Raw genomic sequence first — 23,145 nt, forward strand, 5'->3', positions numbered from 1 at the left:
CCCACAGCCCTTATTTTGATAAAATAAACACTTTTTGCTGTTTAAACTGGAGAATAGAGGCTTCTGTGTCCGCAAAACATCGCAACCCAACAAAATGAGGACAAATAGCGGAACGAATGTCCGCAAAAAAATCAGATTCACCCTTCGCGCCAGCATGAGGATGTAGTGTCAGCAAAAATACCAGAATGGTCATCTTAATCTGTATGTCCGAGCTCGCTTATTACCACTCGCTACACATATATGTTCCGAATTTACTAGATTACGTAGTATGCGTCTTGCGTGACGGTCGCTAATTTTTAAGTGGGATGCAATTTCACGAGGAGCAAATGGTCGAAGTAGTCTGAGCCCGAAGCGTAATACTTCTGCTTCAAACCAGGACAATTGTGACGGAGTATCGATACTTGCGAATTTACCTATAAAGGCTAGTACGAGTTGTTGACATTGTTTAGGTTCGTCATGAATAGATAAATAAGCAATTGTTAATATGGTCCATCCATCAAGTGCTAATAATGACTGGCGCCAGCATAAATCCTTGAATCGTCTAACATCAAGGTCTCTAGCATGTGGTCCATATCCCTGATTTTCAATACAACCCTTCGAATCCTCGGGTCTAAAGGCAAGATCTAGATAACGATGGCCGTTGTTGAAATCACGGACTTCCCATTCGGGATATAAAAAATCAAAATTTCCTACTGCAGGAAACCAAATTTTCCTCAGAAATTCAACTGTCCCGTGACCTAATCCCTTTTCTAAAATTTCACGTCTCCTGTGGTTTGTCTCCTCGGAAATTTTCTCATTAAGCCATTCTTCGTATTTTTGCTCGAATTTTCCTATCATTACGCCTTCAATCCTTTCTGATAATTAAGTGTTCTTCTACAAAGGATACTGACACTATCGGACACTGGTTCCTTTATCCAACTCAAATTTACAAAATTGAAATGCTGAAAGGACATTGAATCCTCTATTAAACAATAGCTCTTCAATATTTCTTATTTTTAAAATAAATAAGGGATTAATTGTCCTTGGAAAATAACAAAATGGAGTTTAAGGAGGAAATAAGAAGCTTCGTGTCCTCAACGGGCCACTATAGAGGGAAATTTAGTGGTGTATCACTCACAAATTCCACATGCGAATTTAATTTCCTTCAATAATTTTTAGAAATTTTCTTAACAGTAGAATTCAAGAGATAATCCTATTCCGGCTGTTCAAATTATTGGAGCGGCTTATTTGTCTTCGTGTGCTTTAGAAAAATTTACAAAACTTATGTTAAGTTTTATTACATCATATGTTAAACTAAGCTACGTATAATTTAGATAAATAAAAATTTTCCAATTATTTAATAAAAAGTGAGGTGTTTTTGTGTCAGAGGTCATTAATAAATCAGTTAAATTAATTCATGCACTTAAACCGGATGAATTTGAAAATGAATGGAGTGCCACCGAAATTAGTAAGAAGGTGGGGATGCCTGTCCAAACAGTTCATAGATTGTTATCGAGCTTAGAAAAAAACGGTTTAGTTTTTAAGAATAATGAGAATCGTAAATTCAGATTGGGCTTAGGTTTGATGCAATTAGGCCTGACGATTTGGGAAGGTTTGTCGATATTAAATATTGCCAGACCCTTTATGGAAAAGCTTGCTGAAACAACGAAGGAAAGCATTTATTTAACTGTAAGGGAAGGCAACGACGGGATCTTTGTTGAGTGCATCAACTCTCCGCAAATGCTTAGAATTGCAGAACCAATCGGCATGAGGCTACCACTGTGCCACGGTGCTTCGAAGAAGGTTATTCTTGCTTATCTTAAACCTGCTGCTCAAAGGAAAGTGCTTGAAGATTTAATTGATTCGAAGGCTATTAAATCACGCGGAGAACTCAATGCATTGATGGAGGAATTAAACATGATAAAACAACAAGGATTTGCGATAAGTACGAGTGAGACAACAAGAGGTACGAGCGGTGTCGCAGCTCCGGTTTTTTCATGGAGTGGCCAGGTTGAAGGGGCAATCAGCGTAGCAGGGCCAGAAATAAGGTTTAGTTCCAATTATTTAAATAAAATTAGTGAACTTGTGAAGAAAACTTCCATAGAAATTTCTAAAGAAATGGGTTGGGTTAGTGGCAAATGATGAAAATAATCAAATGATGTAAGAATTTCTGACATAAATTTTTGAGTTATCCCAATATGTGGGATATCCACCTTTTTACTCGAGAAAAAATAAGGCATGATAAGAGCAACCAAAAAACACCAACACTGGTTTGAAAGGAGGATTTATAAATAATGCCCATAACGAAACACAAAATTAATATTGAAAGATTAGCATCCTCAATCAACGAGCTTTCAAGATTTGGACTGAATGAAAATAATGGGTTAGATCGCACAACCTTTACTGAATCTGAATTAGAAGCTCGCGAATGGTTGAAAAGTGAACTACAAAAAATCAATCTAAATGTAAGAGTGGATGAAGCAGCCAATATTTGGGCAACAAGACAAGGAACAAATAATGCGTTGCCTGTCATCGTATTTGGTTCACATATCGACACAGTTCCAAATGGCGGAAAATATGATGGAGCTCTAGGGGTATTGATGGCACTCGAAGTCATGAAGGTACTTGAGGAAAATCAAATTCGCACGAGGCATCCTTTTGAAATCGTCTCCTTTAGTGCTGAAGAGCCAAATCCGTTTGGGTTATCAACCTTTGGTAGTAGAGCGATTACTGGAAAATTGAATGCCAATGATTTAATAGGTGTAAAAGACCCGCAGGGAAAGTTGTTAACTGAAGCTGTAAAAAGTGCTGGAGGGGATCCGGAAAAATTCGAGGCCGCAGTTCGTCATCCACATGAAATTAGTGCCTACGTTGAGGTACATATTGAACAAGGTAAGAGATTATTAAAGCGTAACATTCCTGTTGGCGTTGTGACGGCAATTACAGGAATTTATCGAGAAGAGGTGACGATTTTTGGAGAAGCTAACCATTCTGGCACAACCTTAATGGAGGATCGAAAGGATGCTCTTGCAGTGGCATCAGAGTTGATATTGTCCTTAGAAAAAATTTGTAAGAGCTATCCGGTAAAGGAAGTTGTGGGGACGGTTGGAAAACTAAGCCTTCAACCGAATTCACCGAATATTATTCCAGCTCAGGTTGATTTTACCCTAGAAATTAGAGGTGCGACAAAAAATGAAATTAATGAAGTCCTACTGCAGTGGAGTAATAAGGTTGAAGAAATAAAGAACAATCGTTCCGTCGCAGTAAAAAGAGAAATATTGCTAAATCAAGCACCCGCGCCGATGGATGACAAAGTTATTGAGGTAATGATGGAGCAAGCGAAACAACTATACTATGAGCCATTATTATTAGGAAGTATGGCTGGACATGATGCAACTCACATGGCGTCTATTACTAAAAGCGGGATGTTGTTTGTTCCAAGTCTTGATGGGAAAAGCCACTGCCCTGAGGAAGAAAGTCGATTAGAGGATATTGAAATTGTTGCCAATGTATTGTTGAACACACTTTTAGCTTTGGATAAGAGATTCGATGTGTGGTAGCCATGTGTTGAATTTAAAAAACTGAATATTGAAATTACTTTTGATTTTTTAAAAATATAAATGAGGTGATTGAAAATGTGTGGTATTGGAGGGCTTATTTATAAAAATCCAGTTCATGAGAAAAAAACAGGAGAAATTGTTTTAAAAATGCTTGAGGGCTTAGGGAGAAGGGGACCTGATTCAACAGGTGTGGCCCTGCTCCATCCAAAAGCTGAAAATCGATTATACATCGATGTCAATTACGATAAGGGAGGTAACGGTCAAAAGGTTATTCATCTATTAACGGAATTTTCGACGGTGATATGCTCAACAGATCACTGTAATTATGTAAGAGCCTTAATTAAGGATGTTACAGATGAGGGCATGTTAATCAATGCGATAAACAATATCGATAGTGATGTTTCGGTCGCTAGCTTCGGTGAACAAATAGAAGTATTGAAGTTTTTAGGGGGAGCTCAAAACCTAGAAACACAATATAAAATTTCAGAATATGACGGCAAGGTTGCCATCGGTCATACAAGAATGGCAACAGAAAGTAAGGTAGACATTTCTCATTCACAGCCTTTATGCTGCCACAATGGCAAGGACTTAACGATCATCCATAATGGCCATATTACCAACTATATTAAACTACGAAGCAAGTACGAAAATCTGGGCTACAACTTTATCACTGGCAATGATTCAGAAGTAATAGCCGTATTTTTAGTTGATAAAATGAAGGCCGGATTAGATTTAAAAGAGGCGATGGAGCAATCACTTCAAGAGTTAGACGGGTCCTTTAGTTATATTGCCATTACACCTGAGCTGGTTGGATTAGCAAAAGAGCCGTTTGGCATGAAACCGATGGTCATTGCCGAGACAGAGGATTTTGTTGCTTTCGCATCAGAAAGCCAAGCGATTACAAATGGTTTTGGTAAAAATTTAAAAGTAATTGAACCTGGTTCAGAGGAGGTTATGGTATGGAATCTGTAAAACAGCAATTGGTAATTGATTGTAACGAAACTTCTCAAAAAGAGCTAAATGAGCAAATTAGAGAAGCAGCCAAAAAAGGAATAAAGGAAGTCGTTATTAAGAACCCATATGCCCGTCATAATTTAGGTGTTGGAATTACAGATCCCATTCATCTCGTTTACGAAGGCGATGTAGGCTATTACGCCTCAAGTCTTTGTGATTTGATTTCGGCTATCGTAAAAGGCAATGCTGGTTGGGCAATTGGTGAGAATCTAATGAATGGTGAAATTATTGTTGAAGGAAATGCAGCATCCTCAACAGCAGCTTCGATGCGCGGGGGGACCGTTGTAGTAAAAGGAAGCTCTGGTGCCCGCACTGGTATTGGCCTCAAAGGTGGCACGCTCATTGTTGGCGGTGATGTCGGATATATGACAGGTTTTATGATGCAAAAAGGGAAAATGATTATTTGTGGAAACGCTGGAAAAGCATTAGGTGATTCGATGTATGACGGCACAATTTATGTGGCAGGTGAAATTGCCGAGCTAGGCAATGGCACTGAAATCGTAGAATGTGAGAAAAAAGAGTATGAAGAGATTAAGAGCTTACTTGAATTCTACGGAGTGGCAGTCCCAGCAAGTTTTAAAAAGATTGTTTGCAACGGAATGCTTCACAATTTTAATAAAAAGGAGTTTGGCGTATGGAAAACAGTATTATAAGAAAAAGCAAAGTATGGAGTCCGGAGAAAATAGAAGAAATTCAAGAGAAAGCACAGCTAGGTCGCTATCGCATAAGAGGTCAAGCTACGAAAAGAATGGATTTACCGTCTTTTGATGATTTAGTTTTTACACCTGCTGGATTATCACGTGTTGCACTTGAGGGCTACCGTGAAAAATGTGATACAAGAGTGGTAATTGGTGAAGGAAGAGTTAAACGACCATTAGTGTTAGAAACACCGATTATGGTCGCAGGGATGAGCTTTGGCGCGATTAACTCCAATGCGAAAAAAGCATTAGGAATGGCAGCCACACGCTGCGGAATCAGTACTTGTACCGGAGACGGTGGGATGCATCCGGTTGAACGTGAAGCTTCTGACAAATTAGTTTATCAACTACTACCTAGTCGCTACGGTTTGAATCCGTATGATTTAAAACGTGCTGATGCGGTGGAAATCGTCGTCAGTCAGGGCGCAAAACCGGGTACAGGGGGAACTTTACTCGGACAAAAGGTTTCGGAAGAAGTCGCAACAATGCGTGATTTACCAGTGGGTGTCGACCAACGTAGTCCTTGTCGTCATCCTGATTGGATGGGTCCTGATGATTTAGGGGTAAAAATCGACCAAGTCCGGATTGCAACCAATTATGAGGTTCCTATTTTTATTAAAATAGGCGCAGGTCGAGTCTATGATGATACGAAACTAGCAGCAAAGGCTGGCGCTGATGCGATTGTCATTGATGGCATGGAAGGTGGAACGGCTGCCTCTCCAGAAATCCAGCTTGATCATACAGGCATTCCTACTGTGGCAGCTGTTGTGGAAGCGGCTGAAGCACTACATGAAATTGGGATGAAGGATGAAATCAAGCTGATTATCGGTGGTGGAATTAGCAATGGAGCCGATGCGGCAAAAGCAATCGCACTTGGTGCTGACGTTGTGTACATTGGTACGGCAATGTTGGTTGCGTTAAATTGCAATAAGGCCTTGTATGTTGAGGACTATAAAGCGCTTGGTACGATTCCATCAGCTTGTCACCACTGTCATACCGGAAAATGTCCAGTCGGTATTGCCACACAAGATCCAGATTTAATGCTCCGTCTTAATCCAAATGAAGCTGCAGATCGAGTTGAAAACTATATCAATTCGATTACGATGGAGCTGCAAATCTTCGCGCGTTCTTGTGGAAAAAGTAAAGTAGGTGACTTAGACCCAACCGATTTACGTTCACTTACCATGAACACTTCGATGATTACAGGTGTTCCGATTGTCGGAATGGGCACGCGTAAGCCGTATTGGGCGAACTATCATACTTCAACCCAAGCGGGAGAACTTTTGTCTAGATAAGATTGTCGTGTTTGATGGGAAATTTAGCGGACACAGAATCCGCTATTTGTGAAAAAAACAACATTTTTGAGGTGGAAGCGGACGTAGAATCCTCTATTTGCCCAAAAATCCGTCTAATAGTCTAGATTTTGGCTGAATAAGGGATCTGATGTCCGCCAACCTTTTAAATGAAACCATTTTATTGAAAATAAGGTCCGCTGTGTCCGCTAAAAATCAAAACAAAATAATAAAGGAAGGTGTTAATAATGAACGGAGTAGTCTCCAGTAATACACTGCTATTAGAAGAAATTCAAAAGAAAATGGAAGAGGAAAAAGTCCAATTTTTATTAGCATCTTTTTCAGATATGAATGGAACTTCAAGAGCAAAGCTGGTTCCTGCAAAAAGATTATCGTCGGTATGTGAAAGTGGAGCCGGTTTTGCCGGCTTTGCTATAGGCGACCTGGGGCACGGACCAACTGATCCAGACATTTTATGTATTCCTGATTTACGATCGATGACAATCCTACCTTGGCAAAAGAATTTGGCATGGTTTGCAGGGACGTTAACGGAAGATGGGACACCTTGGTCCTACTGCACTAGAACGATTTTACTAAATGTAATGGAAAAAGCAAAAAAGCTTGGCTACGAGATGAAGACAGGTGTAGAACCGGAGTTCTTCTTATTAAATGAAGACGAACAGGGAGGAATTTCACCTTCTGATTCTTTAGATGTCGCAAAGAAGCCTTGTTATAATCAGCTTGCCTTGATGAGAAATTATGATTTCTTATCTACTTTAATCAACTATATGGAGGAATTAGACTGGAATGTTGCGCAGGCTGATCATGAGGATGCGAATGGACAATTTGAGATAAACTTTGAGTTTGCCGATGCACTTACTTCTGCGGATCGTTTAACCTTTTTTAAATACATGGTTCGAAGCATGGCCGAGGAGCGAAATCTAGTCGCTACGTTTATGCCAAAGCCCTTTTCACATTTAACCGGTAATGGCTGCCATATGCATTTAAGCCTTTGGGATGGTGCGAAGAATATTTTTAGTAATGAAAAAGACATTAAGGGAAATGGGTTATCTGAGACAGGTTATCACTTTATCGGAGGATTACTAAAACATGCGCGTGCTTTGTCTGCCATCGTTTGTCCGACTGTAAACTCCTATAAACGCTTGACGGCGATGTCAACGAGCTCAGGTCAAACATGGGCCCCCAATCAAATTTCTTATGGTGGAAATAATCGTACTCAGCTCGTAAGGATTCCAGGCTCAGGAAGAATTGAGTTCCGAGCAATGGATAATAATGCAAATCCCTATCTTGCAACTGCTGCAATTTTAGCCGCTGGATTAGATGGAATTGAACAAAAGGTCGATCCAGACGTAATAATATCAGAATTTTCTGGAATTAACGAGGTTTTCGGGATTCAGATTAACACTCTTCCTGCCACTTTGCAAGAAGCCATTATTGAACTAGAGCAGGATTCAGTTTTGCTTGAAGCTTTGGGAAAAGATTTTATGAAAACTTATATTAATAGAAAGAAAGAGGAATGGTCAGAGTATCATGACTTTATCAGTTCTTGGGAAATCGAAAAATATTTAAAAGAAACAAATTAAATTTTAGAGGGTGGAAGTTATGGGGAAAAAGTATGATGTGATTGTTTTAGGAGGCGGCACAATGGGAGTTGCCGCTGCCTTTTACTTAGCAAAAGAAGGAAAAAAGGTGTTGGTCATTGATCAATACTCGATTCCAAATACTTACGGTAGTCATCATGGACACACTAGAATGTTTCGTCTAGGGAATGGTAATGGTGGACAATACGTTCCGCTTGGAAAAGAATCGCTTCGTTTGTGGAAGGACCTGGAAGAAGTAAGCGGAAAAACTCTTTATCAACGAGTAGGTGCCTTAACAGTGGGGCATCCAAAATCAGAGTATGTAAGTGAAGCAATTAAGAGTTCTGTAATTAATGATCTTACTTACGAGGAAATGACTGCAAGCATGATACGTGAGCGCTGGCCTGGTATCGAAATTCCCGATGATTATTACGGTTGCTATGATCCAGAAGCAGGATTTCTTTTTAGTGAGGAGTGTATTCAAACATACAAGGAAGAAGCCATTAAGCTAGGAGCTGTTGTCCTGGAAAATCAAGCTGTAGTAGATTTAGATATAAAAAGTGAGCAAGTAACTGTCTTCACCACTAGTGCCGATTTTACAGCTGAGAAACTTATCGTTACTGCTGGGGCTTGGATTCCTAAGTTGCTACGATCAATAGACATTCCAATTAAACCACTGCGTAAAACAATTGGCTGGTTTAAACCAACAGTCGAAAAATTATATAGTGAAGGTTTTCCTTGCTTTATTTTTGATACTGACACAATTGGTCATTATTATGGCTTCCCAGATTTTGATGGAGGCGGGGTGAAGTTAGGTCGGATGGATTTAGGCTATGACTGCGATCCGGATACAGTAAACCGAGAATTTGGCGCATACGAAGATGATGAAAGTGATATTCGAAATTTCCTAGAACAGTATCTTCCAGGCGCTGCCGGTGAACTCGTTAAAGGAGCAGCTAGTATGTTTGCGATGACGCCTGATGAAGATTTTATTATCGACATTCATCCAGAATATCAAAATGTATGTGTTGCTGGGGGGTTCTCTGGCCATGGTTTCAAATTTGCGAGTGTAGTTGGAAAAATTTTAACAGAATTAGCCACTAAAGGAGAAACACAATACGATATTTCATTTCTTCGCCTAAATCGTTTTTCCGAAGTTGAGAAAGTATAAAGAGGGGGAGGATTTTATGAAGCGTTTATTGAACACGCGATCATTATTATTTAGTGCACTGGTTTTATTATTTCTTATTTTACCTTCAAGTGTCTTTGCAGCAGAGAAAGAAGCTGTCATAGATACGGGTGATACGGCTTGGATGCTAGTAGCTACTGCGATTGTCATCTTCATGCATGTCCCTGGTTTAGCGTTATTTTATGGTGGATTAGTTAGTGAACGAAACGTTGTGTCGACGATGATGCATAGTTTTGTAAGTTTACTAGTCGTTACAATTGTCTGGGTTTTATGGGGCTATAGTTTAAGCTTTGGTGGTGATATTGCCGGTTTGATTGGCGGCCTGGATTTCTTAGGCTTCAACAATGTCGGTGAAGAAGCGTTTGGGACGATTCCTCATTATGTTTTCGCGATTTTCCAGGGAGCATTTGCAGCGATTACCGTTGCAATTATTTCAGGGGGGATTGCCGGAAGGATTGCCTTTCCAGCCTGGATCCTGTTCTCGATTCTGTGGGTAACCTTCATTTATGCCCCGATGGCTCATTGGGTTTGGGGTGGCGGCTGGCTGTATAAGCTTGGTGAATTAGATTTTGCCGGAGGTACCGTCGTTCATATACTTTCAGGGGTTAGTGCATTAACCGCAGCCATCGTGATTGGGCCACGTTATGAACATTTGAAAAAAGAACTAGTGCCACATAATATTGTGCTGTTTTTAATCGGTGCAGCCACGCTTTGGTTTGGCTGGTTTGCCTTTAATGCCGGTAGTGCACTTTCAGCAAACGGGTTAACTTCACTTGTTTTTGCCAACACACAAGTAGCTGCTGCAGCAGGTGGTCTCGGGTGGTTAGTGATTGAGTGGAGTATTCGAAAAAGACCTACTTTAGTAGGGGCTGCAACAGGTGCAATTGCTGGTTTAGTAGGGATTACACCGGCTGCTGGCTTCGTTACGGTTCTATCAGCATTAGTGATTGGGTTGATTTCAGCTCCGGTCAGTTATTTCGGTATTCACTTTATCAAGAGACGCTTTAGATATGATGATACATTAGATGCATTTGGAGTCCATGGTATTGCCGGGATTTGGGGTGCCATCGCCACTGGTTTATTTGCAACTAAAACGGTCAATTCTGCTGGGAATAATGGTTTATTTTACGGAAATGCTGAACAGCTCCTGCATCAATTAATCGGAGTAGGTACTGCCGTTGTTTTAGCAACAGTGGGGACATTTATTATCTTAAAAGTTATTGGCTTATTCACTCAGTTACGAGTAAGCAGAGAGGAAGAACTGATGGGCTTGGATTTAAGCTTTCATGAAGAACCTGCATATTCAACCGTGAAAGACATAGATATTAAATCAGAAAAGGTTTCTTCGTAAAATAACGCAACTCTTGTAGTTCCTAAGTCTTTTGGCTTAGGAACTCAATTGCTTGTTTAAAGAATAGTAGGATATGGGAGGGAAAAGAATGAAGCTTACCTTACGTGAGCAGGAAAAACTGATGATTGTCGTAGCTAGTGATTTAGCAAGGAGACGGAAAAGCCGAGGTCTAAAGCTAAATTATCCTGAGGCGATTGCCATCATTACATATGAAGTAATGGAAGGAGCGAGGGATGGGAAATCTGTACCGGAATTAATGCAATTCGGTCAACACATCTTATCTCGAGAGGACGTCATGGAAGGTATTCCTGAAATGATTCATGATATCCAGGTCGAAGCAACATTTCCTGATGGGACAAAGCTAGTTACGATACACAATCCGATTCAATAGTATGAATAACCACGGTGGGAAGTAGGGGGAAAAAAGATGATACCTGGGGAGTACAGGCTAAAACAAACACCGATTATCTGTAATGAAGGTAAGAAGCCAATTAAAGTAGCGGTTATGAATAAGGGAGATCGTCCTGTCCAAGTGGGGTCACATTTTCACTTTTATGAAATTAATAGTTTGTTATATTTTGAAAGAGAAAAGGCTTGGGGAAGGCGATTAAATATTCCTGCTGGCACGGCTGTGCGTTTTGAACCAGGTGACAAGAAGCTGGTGGAGCTGATTCCCTTAAGTGGTGAAAGGAAGATATATGGATTAAATAACCTGACCAATTCGGCTTTAGATACGGGGGAATAGCAATGAGCTTTAAAATGTCACGTCAAGCATACGCTGAGATGTTCGGTCCAACGATTGGAGACCAAGTGAGACTTGGCGATACAGAGCTGTTTATTGAAATTGAAAAAGACTATACCACCTATGGAGATGAAGTGAAGTTTGGTGGAGGAAAAGTGATAAGAGACGGGATGGGACAACATCCTTTAGCAACTAGAAAAGATGCTGTCGATCTTGTCATCACTAATGCTTTGATTGTGGATTATACAGGAATTGTAAAAGCCGATATCGGGATTAAGGATGGGATGATTGCAGGAATTGGGAAGGCGGGTAATCCGCTAATCATGGACCATGTTGACATTATCATCGGTGCTGCAACAGAAGTCGTCGCAGCTGAAGGGATGATAGTGACTGCTGGTGGAATCGATGCTCATATTCATTTTATCAGTCCGCAGCAGATTCAAACTGCGATTGAGTCTGGCATCACTACAATGATAGGCGGTGGTACAGGTCCTGCTACAGGTACGAATGCCACCACTTGCACGCCAGGAGCTTGGAATATTGCCCAAATGCTGAAAAGTGCAGAAGAATTTCCGATGAATCTTGGCTTTCTAGCTAAAGGTAATGCTTCAAGCGAGGCAGCTCTGATTGAGCAAATTGAAGCCGGGGCAATCGGATTAAAGTTGCATGAAGATTGGGGAACGAATTCGTCCAATATTGATAAGGCGTTAAAGGTCGCAGATCAATATGATGTTCAAGTGGCGATACATACAGATACGCTGAATGAAGGTGGATTTGTAGAGGATACGCTTCGGGCCATTAACGGTCGAGTAATTCATACCTATCATACAGAAGGTGCGGGCGGTGGGCATGCACCTGATATCATCAAAGCGGCTTCCTACCCAAACATTCTACCTTCATCCACCAATCCAACTAGACCTTTTACCGTCAATACGATTGCAGAGCATTTAGATATGCTGATGGTTTGCCACCATTTAGACCCTTCCGTACCTGAGGATTTAGCTTTTGCCGATTCAAGAATTCGGAAAGAAACGATTGCTGCTGAGGATATTCTTCATGATCTGGGTGTGTTCAGTATGATTAGCTCGGATTCTCAAGCGATGGGAAGAGTTGGTGAAGTGATTATCCGAACGTGGCAAACGGCCGATAAAATGAAACGCCAACGAGGTGAAATGGTGAAAGGTGAGGAAAATGATAATGCGAGGGTGAAAAGATACATTGCTAAATATACGATAAACCCGGCAATTACGCATGGAATTTCCGATTATGTCGGTTCAATAGAAATTGGAAAGTTTGCGGATCTAGTTCTGTGGAAGCCGGCCTTTTTTGGAGCAAAGCCTGAAATTGTTTTAAAAGGAGGGATGATTGCTTGGAGTGTAATGGGCGACCCTAATGCTTCAATCCCGACCCCAGAGCCTTGCATCTATCGTCCGATGTTTGCAAGCTTCGGAAAAGCAAGATACACCACTTCTATCACTTTCCTATCTAAAGCTGCGATGGAGAAGAAAGTCCATGAAAAGCTAGGATTGCAAAAGAATATTCGTCCGGTTGGGAATGTTCGAAGTCTTACTAAGAAGGATATGGTTTTAAACGGCGAGACTCCTAACATTGAGGTGGATCCCGAGACTTATGAGGTAAAAGTAAATGGTAAATTGATTACCTGTGAACCAGATCAAAGAGTAGCTTTAGCACAACGATATTTCTTATTTTGAGGTGATGATGTTGATTATTGAACAAGTGTTGGGAAATATTCGTAGTATTGAAAAATTGCCTCCCCATATTGAACGTGTCTATTTAAGAAGCGACTTGCTCTTGAAGAAAATTCAACGAGTAAAAACTGATCATGGAAATGAGCTAGGTATTCGTTTGAAAAATGGTGAAGAGCTTCGGGATGGCGATATATTATATCGTGATGAGAAAAATGCGATTGTTATCAGTGTGTTAGAGGATGAAGTAATCGCAATAAGACCGACCACAATCAAGCAAATGGGGGAGATCGCTCATCAGCTTGGTAATCGTCATCTACCGGCTCAGTTTACGAACGATGAGATGCTTGTTCAATACGATTATTTAGTAGAAAAATTACTTCAAGATGAAGGGATCCCATACGTTTGTGAAAAAAGGAAATTAGCTCAAGCCTTTAAACATATTGGACATTCTCATGAATAACGCGATTTATCAAATTATGCAAATATGCGATTCAAATTTTCCAACAGGTGCCTTTAGTCATTCGTTTGGACTGGAAACTTATATCCAAGAAGGGAAAATCAAAGATAAAGAAACGTTTCAATATGCCTTACAGCAATATATAAAAAATCAGTTTGTGTATAGTGATGGCTTAGCCTGCCGCTTAGGTTATGAAGCCATTAATAGTGGAAACGAGCAGAGGATATGGGAAATTGATCAAGAACTATTTGCCTTAGTAGGGAGCAGGGAGTCTAGAGAAGGGAACCAACGGATTGGACGGCAATTTATTAAAGTCATGAATGTACTTTATCCTAATGAGCTGTTAAAAGTCTATGAATCTAAAATAAGGGCAAAAGAATTATATGGGCATTCTTCGCTTGTATTCGCGATTGGATTGGAAAATCTCGAAATTGACCTAAATATGATTCTATTTTGCTATCTTCATTCAACAGTCTCTACCCTTATTCAAAATGGGGTTAGAGGAATTCCGATTGGGCAAACAGATGGACAAATGATCCTTCGAGACCTTCATACCTATATGCAAGAACAGGTTTCGAAAATATTGGAGGTACCTGAGAATGACTTCGGTGGAAGTGTTCCAGGTCTGGAAATTGCCCAAATGAGACATGAACAGCTTTCAGTGCGGCTGTTTTCCTCTTAATAGAAAGGTAGTGGTTAAATGGGAGAGCCAATCAAAATTGGAGTGGGTGGTCCGGTTGGGGCTGGAAAAACCCTTTTAGTAGATAAACTCACGAGAGGACTAATGCATGAATTCGAGTTAGCGGTTATTACGAACGATATTTATACGAAAGAGGATGCGTTATTTCTAATCAAAAATGGCGTGTTACCTGAGGAAAGAATCATTGGGGTAGAAACTGGTGGTTGCCCACATACAGCGATACGTGAAGATGCCTCGATGAATTTCGCCGCCATTGATGAATTAAACGAACGTCATCCGAGTCTTGATTTGATATTTATCGAAAGTGGTGGTGATAATCTCGCTGCTACTTTCTCTCCAGAACTTGTTGATTTTTCAATATATATCATTGATGTTGCCCAAGGGGAGAAAATTCCACGGAAGGGCGGGCAGGGAATGATTAAGTCCGATTTATTCATTATCAACAAAACGGACCTTGCCCCACATGTTGGCGCAGATCTTGAGGTGATGCGAAAGGATACATTGGTAACACGTGGTGAAAAACCGTTCTTTTTTACAAATTTAAAAAGTGGTTCAGGTGTTAGCGATGTAGTGGAATGGATTAAACGGGAAGCTTTTTTGATTGGTCTCGACACATGACGTACACCGGACTATTGAAAATCGTGATGGAAAAGCGGTTTAACAAATCTGTCATTACAAACAGTTTTTTTGATGGGGTTTTGAAAATCACAAGACCTTCATATGTAAGTGAAAACCTCCCCTTACTTACACTCATTCATGTCGGGGGAGGTTATGTCGATGGTGACACCTATTTGACTGAAGTCACGCTAAATGAATCAACCGCACTGGCTTTAACAACCCAAGCAGCCACAAAAATTTATAAATCACCCCGTTATGGTGCCACGCAAACGATGAATTTTGTCTTGAAAGAGGAGAGTGCCCTATATGTCAAACAAGATAGCTTAATTTTATACAAGGATGCTAAATTCTTCCAAAATACAAATGTATTCATGAGTTCAATGGCCACTTTCTCCTATATAGATATTATCACCCCTGGTTGGTCGCGAGATGGTAAGCTTTTTCAATATGAAAAACTTTCATCTAGGCTAAAGGTGTTTGTCGATGGGAGGTTAGCTGTTTTTGATCATTTACTTCTGCAGCCATCTGAACAGTTGGAAGAAATCATGTATTTAGAGGGGTATACTCATGTTGGAACGATGTTTTTTATAAATGAAAAGGTAAATGCAACATTCGTTGATATGTTGAGAGAAGAATTATCGAGCAACACGGACGATGGTGTCAGAATCGGCATTAGTTTACTTAGTATCAATGGTCTCTCAATTAGAATTTTAGCAAATTCCACGGACTGTATCGAATCAATCCTTTCAAATTGTGAGTCTTATATAAATCAAAATTTGATAAAGAGAGAAAAGCTTGAATGGAGAAAATAAGTACCGTAAGCTTGAAATCATCTATCATTATGTATTTACAGGCCTTTTGCCAAGGCTGTTACAATAAAAAAGTACTCATCTCGAGACTTCTTCCTCGTCTACAAGATAGAGTACTTTTTGAGTTTTACGATGGGACCACTTTTATATAAAAATAAATATCCTGTCCGAGCTTTTTAGGCTCAGCTAAAAGCTGATAGCCATGTTTGACAGCTTCCTCTGGCACACTGCGAAAAGATTGCGGACAATCGGCGATGACCTGAAGTACTTCCCCAATTTTCATCGTTTTTAGCGCATCCAGCGCATAAATGACTGGGTACGGTCAAGGCTCACCACGTATATCTAAAGTGTAGTTTACATCAATTACTTGTGACATGAGTTTTAAGCCTCCTTAGGAACATGTGAATTGCGTTTTCCTGATATATTTTTCATACCAGAACCATAACGGAATCTTTTTTCCCACCAATTTGATAGGAAGAACCAAGCAGCAAGCATTGCCATCGTTCCAAATAGTGCTCCCATTGGTCCCCATTCTTGAATTAAGTCAACTTTATTCCAATTTTTCGCAAGTGCATTAAAAATACCGAGGTGATCCCAGCCGTAAGCAAGAACAGTAGCTCCAACAATATTCCCAGCGCCGACTACCCAGTATAATAATTGACCTTCCATTGCTCGATACATCATGCCAGTTTCACATCCCCCGGCAAGTACAATTCCAAAACCGAAGAGGACGCCACCAATGGCAGTACTTGGAGCAGCAACTTTAATCAGCGAAATTGCACCGCTTTGAATATAGAAAAAAGTTACCACAACGCTAATCATCATCCCAACAGCAATGGCCTTGGACATGACCGCTCGGCCGCTAATCCATAAATCGCGGAAGGCAGACGTGAAACAAATTTGTCCTCGTTCAATCAGAATCCCGAATAGTGCTCCGGCAATACAGGCAACCGCAAGCATCGTTTTGCCAGTTACGAAAAAGTAGAGGATAAGTACGAGATACAAACTAGCAAAAATAAGTCCTAACAGCGGCTGAACGCTTCTCTTTGTGTCATTTTCGGAGACAACAGGATTCATCGAACCTTTCATCAAGGCTGGTTTTCCGCGCCACCACTTTGTGCTCACTAGTTTCACGCCAAAGTACGTTCCAATCGCTGTCGTTAGCATGAAAACCCAAGCATGGAATGAAAACTGTGGCACCCCAGTAAAAAAGGCAGCCAAGTTGCAGCCAAGTGCAAGTCGTGCGCCAAATCCGGCGATAATTCCTCCGGCAAATCCCTGAACTAAACGACGCTTCTGTTTCGGTACGCGAATCTTAAAGCTGTTACTAAGCAGTATCGTAATCATTGCACCAACAAGCATCCCGATGACAATCCAACCGTCCGTACGGCTGATGGGAGTGCCTTCAAGGCCGACAAGTTGGAAATAGGCCCAATCTGATACATCCAATCCAAACCATTTTAGGATGTGACCACCAAATCTAGTGAATTCCCCAGTCACTGCCCACACCGTTCCAGTAATCCCAAAATACAACGCACTGACAAGCCCAGCGATACCCATTGCTACATAGGGATTCCAATACTCTTTGAAGATTTTTTGATAAAGCTGCATGTTGTTAACTCCTTCTTCCTTAATAAAAGTATTAGCACTTTATGTAGTTAAACACGGTGAGAAACTCTTTCGTGTAGAAATTTCCCAAAATGCATCCTACAAATAAAAAATGCCTGAGATATCAATCTCGGCACTCTATCTATCACTAATGTATTGGTAAAACGGAGATATAACAATTCATAAAATCGATAAATGAATTTAAAATGTATCGGAAAAATCGATACTAAAACGCGGCAGAGTATGTGTAATGACATGGACTGCATACCACCACTGTCATTTGGAGTGCAGTTTTGGTCAAAGCACAACCCCATTAAAATTTTCCTTATATGATTTTTCGATAATAATTTGCTGCTCTTGAAGCAATTCTACTTTATCTCGGCGGAGAACCTCAAACTCACTTAATGTTTCTTTGTCAAATTGCCTGGTTTTAATAGCCCTTGAAAGAAGAGGGGCCAACACATATGCATCAATCATTCCGGTGTTAATTCCTATTGCGGCTGTTGGAGTCATCGTGTGAGCGGCATCGCCAATAATCATAAGTCCGTCCTTTACCCAGGTCGGACTTTTTGAACTAAATACATCTAAAGAAATGAGGTCATTCCAGGTATGAAGTTCGCGTTCGACTGTTTTTTTTAACTCAGGAACATTCTCAACAAGCGGCTGTATAAAGTCTCTAAAAGGGGCTTTTTTGAGTTCCGAAAATGAACCCTTTTCGATGTTCCAGCCGATTTGAACAAAGCCACCAGTTTGAGTGAAAAGAGCAAGCTGTGCATCGTTTACAAGTAGCATCCTAACAGTCGGTTTCCATTCAAATAGAGCTGTAATTTTTGCCCATAGGACATCATAGCCATGCTGAAAGAACTCAACCGGAATGTTAGCCAGCTTCCGTACTGTTGAAAAGCGACCATCAGCACCGGTCACAACCGAACAGTTTATCGTTACTTCAGTCTGATTGAGTGTGGCCTTTACACCACAGTAGCGTAGATGATCATCTTGTATTAAACCAGTGGCCTTGGCGTTAAACAAGATCTGAAAATGTTGTTTATAGTGCTTTGCCTCCTGGATGATTGTGCTCATTAAATGTGCTTGGGGCACATGAATTCCAACATGTTCTTCATCGCCTCGTGGAGCGATTTCTTTAATAACTCGATTTTGAACTATGTACTCAACCTTTTTCATTCGAAGTAAGCCTTTTTCTTCAATTTTATCGAACAACCCCAGTTCCGTTAAGATTCCTTCCGTTTCGGCACTGATATGTTCACCCCTAAACTCGGGTGATTTTCCGGAGGTTCGTTCAAGGACTAAGGTAGACACACCGTTTTTCGCTAATAACAAACCTAACAAAGCTCCACTTGGTCCTGCGCCAACAATACAAACATCTACATTAAATGTGTTTTGACCCATATTCCACCGCTCCCTTTATCGTAGTTTGCCATTAATGGGAATGAATATAATTGCAAAAGCGGAGGATGATTTTGGAAGAATGCATACACATAGGGGAAACCACAAGACCGAATAAAAGTGCCACAATGCGCGCTGTGAAACACACATGTGAAACAAGAAAATTCGGGTGGTGACAGGCACCCGAATCATTTTACGAAGTATCTGGATTTTTCGGAGATGTAGTCGGCGATTGTGACCAGGATGATGTAGCAAATAAGAATCAAGGTTATTTCGGTATAGTGGAAGAAGCTCATACTAAGCTTGAATTGCTGGCCTAATCCGCCGGCCCCAACAAATCCAACGACTATGGTCGTTCTCATAATGACTTCCCATCGATAAAGAATATAAGTGAGAAATTGTGGCAGAACGGAAGGCAGCACGCCGTACAAAAGAATCTGTGCCCGCCCAGCTCCAGCTGAAGCAAGATTACGGATGGGACGTGAATCAGTATCCTCAATGACTTCCGCACAAAGCTTACCGAGAATTCCAAAATTGTGTAGGGCAAGAGCGATTGCACCCGGAAGAATACCTGGTTTAAAAATAAAAATGACAATCATTGCCCACACCAACTCAGGCACTGCCCTGCTGAAAATATAAAGCCCTCTAATTAGACCGAAAACAAACCAGCGATACCATTTACGGGATAATGTGAGCGTTCCATCTGCTACATTACGAGCAGCAGGAATAACCGTCAGAAACATCACAATTGTTGAGAATCCAATTGCCATAATACTCATTTGCAGTGTTTCAACGGTAAGTGTAAAAGCATCAGACCAGCTATCCTGATTCAAAAAAGCTACTTCCTCTTCACCGAAACCGAGCATCCCTTTGAAAAACTTACTTGCATAGTGCATATTGTCCCGCGAAAAAACGTCCAGTAAACTTGCCTTTTCCACACCAATGATAAAATACCAAGACGACGCAATTAAAAGAATGGTTAAGTAAAATGAAAGGGTAACAAAATTTAATTTTCTTTTCCTCATTGTGCCATCCTCTTTCTAAGCATACTGCTCCAACCGTCAATAGCAACAACCATCAATATCAAAAAGAATACAAAGGTCCAAACCTCATTGTAATTCAAATCATTAAGCGATAGCTGAATTTGGTAACCAAGTCCGCCAAGCCCAACAAAACTCATAATCGCAGAGGACCGAACAGCACATTCAAAACGGTACATCGTATAACTGATAATGCTCATCTTTACGCTTGGAAAATAACCATAAAACAGGCATTCCCACCTTGAAGCACCGGTTGCGACCAAGGCTTGAATAGGCTCTTTTGGGACATCATTTAACATATCAGCAAAAATCCTCCCAAGAATTCCCCCATAAGGAATCGCAAGGGCAAACACAGCTGCATAAGGTGATAAACCAAACGAAGCTACAAAAAGCCATGCCCATACTAGTTCGTGGACAGCACGCATAAAACCAAGTAATCCTCGGAAAGTACTCATCATAAATGCCCTTGATCGACTCCCAGATGCTAAAACCCCGGAAGCAAAAATTCCGAAAATAAGTGCTATTATAATAGCTAGACTCATCCCAGCAGTCGCATAGGCAAGAGTAAGCCAGGCTGATTCCAGCGCTAAAACAAGAATATCTGAGGAAAGGTCAGGTTGAAGAATGGCTGCAAATATATCCGAGGCTGTACTAAGGCCTTTCGCATGCAACACATTAGGACCCCATTCCACTGCAAAAAGACTCCAGGTAAAAATCAAAAGCAAGAATATCGTTAAAATTTTTCTTTTATGCAAATCCACAAAGAGCATCTTAGTCCAGCTCCTTTAGCTGATAAAGCTCTTTGAGAAGCTTGTCTGTTACTTGGTCCGCCGGAAGGTCAAAGAGCAACTCACCATTTTTTAAGGCAATCAACCTTGTAAAATATTTTTTGGCGTACTCGACGGAATGCAGGCTCGCTATGACAGTTTGATTTTCTTCCACAGCAAGTCTAGATAACATACCAAGAATATCCTCAGCCCGCGCCGGGTCAAGCGAAGCTACTGGTTCATCGGCGAGAACGATTTCTGGTTTTTGAATAAGGAGTCTAGCGAGTGCTACACGCTGTTGTTCTCCGCCAGATAAAGTCGAGGTGCGCTCATACAATTTTTCAGATAACCCAACTCGTTCCAACGCTTTTATGACTGATTGTTTTTCTTGAGGTACGAACAAAGACAATAAAGATTTAAAGAAACTCCAATGGGCAAGCCGCCCTGCAAGAACATTGTGGATCACAGCAAGCTGCCCGACAAGGTCAAACTGCTGACGAATCATTCCAATTTTTTTTGCTCTAATTTTTTGATTGGCATAATGCTGGAGAGGCTTGCCATCGATTAATAATTCACCACTGTCAGGTTGGAGAGTTGCACCAAGGATATTGAGCAAAGTGGTTTTTCCAGCTCCACTAGGGCCAATTAAGGCAATTAATTCACCTTTTTCGACAGCAAAAGAAAGGGAAGATAAGGCTATCTTCCGGTCATATTGTTTCACTATTTGATTTAATACAATCATTTTCTCTCTAGACACAAGGTGTCACCTACTTGATTATCTTAAGTTCTTTTGCAACTTCTTCAATTGCTTTGTAATTGTCATTATTTGTTTCAATGAATTTATCAGTTTGAAGGAGGTTCATAACCTCATTGTCCCCAGCCTTCATAGAAAGAATCGCATCTTTAATTTTTGTTTTTGTCTCTTTATCCATTTTATTTACAGTCCAGTTATAGTCATAATACTCTGGCGTCGTATAGAAGACCTTCACTTTAGTTGTATCAACTTTTCCTTCTTTGACAGCTGCTTCCCAAACAGAAATGTTGAGAGCACCAGTTTGATAGGCTCCTGATTCCACTAATTTATAAGTTTTATCGTGGGATCCAGAATAATTAGGGGTACCATCAAGGTCTTTCTCTGGATTAATTCCGGCTTCCATCACAAAATAGCGTGGCATTAAGTGTCCAGATGTTGAGCTTTCACTACCAAAGGTAAAAGTTTTACCCTTCAGTTCTTCCAACGAATTGATTTTTACCTCACTGTTTGCGATAAATACCGATTTAAATTGTTGATCTATTGGTCTTTGGGCGATTGCTTCAGATTCAGGTACAAGGTTTCTTGCTTGTACACCAGTAAGTCCACCAAACCAAGCGAGATGGATTTCACCGCGCTCAAAAGCAGTCACTAGTGCCGCGTAATCAACAGAAGGAACGAATTCAACCTCAAGCCCTGTTTTTTCGCCAAGGTCTTTCGCAAAATCATCCATACTACGATTTAAATCTGCAGTGTTTTGATCGGGAATCATTCCAATCTTAATCTTTGTTATTTCCGCTTCCTTTTCATTCGTGTTATCTTTAGCTTGTTCAGTTTGATCTGTGCAGGCCGTAATGAAAAAAATCATCATGATGCCTAACATAATTGGTAGTAGTTTTTTCAATTAAAACGCCCCTTAATATATATAGTGGAATCTTAATATTACATGTTATATCAGAATAATTCCAAATCATTTAATCGATAACAAACACGCTAACCTATTGATAAAATCGATACATGCAGAAAATGAAAAAACGTTGCACAAAGAGCGAAATGTGAAACAAACCTGTGAAACAAGAAAATTCGGGTGGTGCCAGGCACCATAGGAGGTCTTAAGATGAAGATTATTGATTTGACTCATACGATTTCAGAAAGAATGCCTGTTTATCCAGGTGATGACTCGCCAAAATTAGAAGCAACTTGCTCATATGATGACCATGGTTTCAAAGGAACGTTACTAACTTTATTTTCCCATGCTGGTACTCATATGGATGCACCTTCCCACGTTTTTCCACAAAGAACTACTCTAGACGCCTTCCCAGTGGAGCAGTTCATCGGCAAGGGATTAGTGATAAATTGTAGTGAATTACACGAAGGCCAACAAATTTCAATGAAATATTTAGAAGCAGTCAAAGAAAAGGCGGAACAAGCCGAATTCATTTTGTTCTATACTGGATGGGATCAGTATTGGGGTGCAGATACCTATTTTGGAGACTACCCGACAATCACAGAGGAAGTCGCTGAATATTTAATTCACAGCAAGAAGAAGGGGATAGGCTTAGATGTGATGGGGATTGATGCCATCTCTGATGAAAAACTGACCATCCACCGCAAAATTTTTGCTGAAACCGATATCGTTGTCATCGAGAATCTGACAAAATTAGGTGAGATTGGATCAGAGCTCTTTACATATTGTGCATTTCCGCTAAAATACGAGAACGCTGACGGTGCTCCGGTCCGAGCGGTGGCTATATTGGATAATTTAAACAATTGAAATTTGAATCTTTAAGTAAGCTGCCTATGAGTTACAATCCACTAACTGATAATTATTTTGATAAAATAGTAGTAAAGAAAAT

General features: G+C 40.5%; 24 protein-coding genes. 16 read left to right on the top strand and 8 right to left on the bottom strand.

The window, feature by feature from the left end:
- Positions 1–189: 189 nt before the first annotated feature.
- On the bottom strand, positions 190–837 hold the full coding sequence (locus FXW34_RS05505) for a transcriptional regulator (RefSeq protein WP_425457397.1): 648 nt from the start codon (positions 835–837) through the stop codon (positions 190–192).
- Between the two features lie 522 nt (positions 838–1,359).
- Between FXW34_RS05505 and FXW34_RS05510 the strand changes: the two genes are divergently transcribed.
- From FXW34_RS05510 to FXW34_RS05580, 15 genes are all read left to right on the top strand, one after another.
- On the top strand, positions 1,360–2,121 hold the full coding sequence (locus FXW34_RS05510; RefSeq protein ID WP_147532962.1) for an IclR family transcriptional regulator: 762 nt from the start codon (positions 1,360–1,362) through the stop codon (positions 2,119–2,121).
- Positions 2,122–2,273: 152 nt separating this feature from the next.
- Positions 2,274–3,539 carry a M20 family metallo-hydrolase gene (locus FXW34_RS05515; RefSeq protein ID WP_147532963.1) on the top strand — a complete coding sequence of 422 codons (1,266 nt, stop codon included), beginning with the start codon at positions 2,274–2,276 and terminating at the stop codon, positions 3,537–3,539.
- Between the two features lie 75 nt (positions 3,540–3,614).
- Positions 3,615–4,511: a class II glutamine amidotransferase domain-containing protein gene (locus tag FXW34_RS05520; protein ID WP_147532964.1), complete on the top strand. Its 897-nt coding sequence runs from the start codon at positions 3,615–3,617 to the stop codon at positions 4,509–4,511.
- Positions 4,499–5,206 (top strand): GltB/FmdC/FwdC-like GXGXG domain-containing protein, encoded by a 708-nt coding sequence (locus tag FXW34_RS05525; RefSeq protein ID WP_222705304.1) that lies wholly within the window; start codon positions 4,499–4,501, stop codon positions 5,204–5,206. The genes FXW34_RS05520 and FXW34_RS05525 overlap by 13 nt, the downstream gene beginning before the upstream one ends.
- Positions 5,188–6,546, top strand: coding sequence for an FMN-binding glutamate synthase family protein (locus FXW34_RS05530; protein WP_147532965.1), 1,359 nt, complete (start codon positions 5,188–5,190; stop codon positions 6,544–6,546). Before FXW34_RS05525 ends, FXW34_RS05530 begins: the two co-directional genes overlap by 19 nt.
- A 245-nt stretch (positions 6,547–6,791) precedes the next feature.
- Positions 6,792–8,147, top strand: coding sequence for a type III glutamate--ammonia ligase (gene glnT, locus FXW34_RS05535; RefSeq protein WP_222705305.1), 1,356 nt, complete (start codon positions 6,792–6,794; stop codon positions 8,145–8,147).
- A 19-nt stretch (positions 8,148–8,166) separates the two neighbouring features.
- Entirely contained in the window at positions 8,167–9,315 is a 1,149-nt protein-coding gene (solA, locus tag FXW34_RS05540; RefSeq protein WP_147532966.1) for an N-methyl-L-tryptophan oxidase, read from the top strand.
- Positions 9,316–9,457: 142 nt separating this feature from the next.
- Positions 9,458–10,684, top strand: a complete 1,227-nt coding sequence (locus FXW34_RS05545; protein ID WP_425457403.1) for an ammonium transporter — start codon at positions 9,458–9,460, stop codon at positions 10,682–10,684.
- Between the two features lie 88 nt (positions 10,685–10,772).
- On the top strand, positions 10,773–11,075 hold the full coding sequence (locus tag FXW34_RS05550; RefSeq protein WP_147532968.1) for an urease subunit gamma: 303 nt from the start codon (positions 10,773–10,775) through the stop codon (positions 11,073–11,075).
- Between the two features lie 36 nt (positions 11,076–11,111).
- Positions 11,112–11,429 carry an urease subunit beta gene (locus tag FXW34_RS05555; RefSeq protein ID WP_147532969.1) on the top strand — a complete coding sequence of 106 codons (318 nt, stop codon included), beginning with the start codon at positions 11,112–11,114 and terminating at the stop codon, positions 11,427–11,429.
- 2 nt (positions 11,430–11,431) lie between these two features.
- Complete coding sequence (ureC, locus tag FXW34_RS05560; RefSeq protein WP_147532970.1) at positions 11,432–13,138, top strand: urease subunit alpha; 1,707 nt, start codon at positions 11,432–11,434, stop codon at positions 13,136–13,138.
- 7 nt (positions 13,139–13,145) lie between these two features.
- Positions 13,146–13,595, top strand: coding sequence for an urease accessory protein UreE (gene ureE, locus FXW34_RS05565; RefSeq protein WP_425457398.1), 450 nt, complete (start codon positions 13,146–13,148; stop codon positions 13,593–13,595).
- Positions 13,588–14,274 carry an urease accessory protein UreF gene (locus tag FXW34_RS05570; protein WP_147532972.1) on the top strand — a complete coding sequence of 229 codons (687 nt, stop codon included), beginning with the start codon at positions 13,588–13,590 and terminating at the stop codon, positions 14,272–14,274. Before ureE ends, FXW34_RS05570 begins: the two co-directional genes overlap by 8 nt.
- Positions 14,275–14,292: 18 nt before the next feature.
- Entirely contained in the window at positions 14,293–14,910 is a 618-nt protein-coding gene (gene ureG / locus FXW34_RS05575) for an urease accessory protein UreG (protein WP_147532973.1), read from the top strand.
- On the top strand, positions 14,907–15,722 hold the full coding sequence (locus FXW34_RS05580) for an urease accessory protein UreD (RefSeq protein ID WP_147532974.1): 816 nt from the start codon (positions 14,907–14,909) through the stop codon (positions 15,720–15,722). Before ureG ends, FXW34_RS05580 begins: the two co-directional genes overlap by 4 nt.
- 124 nt (positions 15,723–15,846) lie before the next feature.
- Here the strand turns inward: FXW34_RS05580 and FXW34_RS05585 are convergent, their stop codons facing one another.
- From FXW34_RS05585 to FXW34_RS05610, 7 genes are all read right to left on the bottom strand, one after another.
- Positions 15,847–16,029: a sulfurtransferase TusA family protein gene (locus FXW34_RS05585; RefSeq protein ID WP_281292919.1), complete on the bottom strand. Its 183-nt coding sequence runs from the start codon at positions 16,027–16,029 to the stop codon at positions 15,847–15,849.
- 71 nt (positions 16,030–16,100) lie between these two features.
- The gene (yedE, locus tag FXW34_RS05590; protein WP_281292920.1) at positions 16,101–17,354 is read right to left on the bottom strand and encodes a selenium metabolism membrane protein YedE/FdhT; all 1,254 of its coding nucleotides are present in this window, start codon (positions 17,352–17,354) and stop codon (positions 16,101–16,103) included.
- Between the two features lie 270 nt (positions 17,355–17,624).
- Complete coding sequence (locus FXW34_RS05595) at positions 17,625–18,734, bottom strand: FAD-dependent monooxygenase (RefSeq protein ID WP_147532976.1); 1,110 nt, start codon at positions 18,732–18,734, stop codon at positions 17,625–17,627.
- A 185-nt stretch (positions 18,735–18,919) separates the two neighbouring features.
- On the bottom strand, positions 18,920–19,756 hold the full coding sequence (locus tag FXW34_RS23285; RefSeq protein WP_246140878.1) for a PhnE/PtxC family ABC transporter permease: 837 nt from the start codon (positions 19,754–19,756) through the stop codon (positions 18,920–18,922).
- The gene (locus tag FXW34_RS23290; RefSeq protein ID WP_246140880.1) at positions 19,753–20,541 is read right to left on the bottom strand and encodes a PhnE/PtxC family ABC transporter permease; all 789 of its coding nucleotides are present in this window, start codon (positions 20,539–20,541) and stop codon (positions 19,753–19,755) included. Before FXW34_RS23290 ends, FXW34_RS23285 begins: the two co-directional genes overlap by 4 nt.
- Position 20,542: 1 nt before the next feature.
- A complete protein-coding gene (locus tag FXW34_RS05605) occupies positions 20,543–21,295 on the bottom strand; it encodes a phosphonate ABC transporter ATP-binding protein (RefSeq protein WP_222705306.1) in 753 nt (250 codons plus the stop codon).
- Between the two features lie 10 nt (positions 21,296–21,305).
- Positions 21,306–22,193, bottom strand: coding sequence for a putative selenate ABC transporter substrate-binding protein (locus FXW34_RS05610; protein WP_147532977.1), 888 nt, complete (start codon positions 22,191–22,193; stop codon positions 21,306–21,308).
- A 213-nt stretch (positions 22,194–22,406) separates the two neighbouring features.
- Here FXW34_RS05610 and FXW34_RS05615 point away from each other — a divergent pair, with 213 nt between their 5' ends.
- Entirely contained in the window at positions 22,407–23,063 is a 657-nt protein-coding gene (locus FXW34_RS05615) for a cyclase family protein (RefSeq protein WP_147532978.1), read from the top strand.
- The last annotated feature ends 82 nt before the right edge of the window (positions 23,064–23,145 follow it).

The sequence above is a fragment of the Bacillus marasmi genome (assembly GCF_902168435.1).
Classification (GTDB): Bacteria; Bacillota; Bacilli; order Bacillales; family Cytobacillaceae; genus Bacillus_BU; species Bacillus_BU marasmi.